1 protein-coding gene is annotated in these 412 nt (G+C 64.8%); it reads right to left on the minus strand.

All coding sequences use genetic code 11. From position 1 onward, the window contains the following. The coding region (locus C5L12_RS27900) for a type 2 periplasmic-binding domain-containing protein (RefSeq protein ID WP_205839403.1) at positions 1-372 on the minus strand (372 nt) is incomplete at its 3' end. Positions 373-412: the final 40 nt, after the last annotated feature.

A 412-nucleotide genomic window follows, 5' to 3' on the forward strand; every position in this document is an offset into this window, starting at 1 on the left:
GTCGAGCGCGTCGGCCCAGTCGCGCACGGCGACGCGCTCGAACTGCACGCCCAGCGTTCGCGAAAGGAAATTCTGGTACTCAGGGAAGATGCCGAGCAGGCCGCCGCCAGTGTCGTCAAAGGTGTACGGCATGTAATCCGGGTCGGCTGCATACCGCAACGGGGGCAGCGATGCCAGCATGGCGCGCTCATCGTCCGACAATTGCAGCGCCACGGTCGACGTACCGCCCTGAGCGATCCAGCGCGCGCGAAGTTGGCTCATCGTGGTGTCAGGCAACTGCGCGAGATGGCGATCCAGATGGCGAATCAGCGTCGCGCGATCCCGGGGCGCGGCGAAATGGAGTGCATCGACCTGCTGGTTTGCAAGCTGCACGATCGATAGCTCCCGGTAGCGCGGCCGGGCTATCAATTCC

The sequence above is a fragment of the Neorhizobium huautlense genome, assembly GCF_002968575.1.
GTDB classification, from domain to species: Bacteria; Pseudomonadota; Alphaproteobacteria; order Rhizobiales; family Rhizobiaceae; genus Neorhizobium; species Neorhizobium huautlense.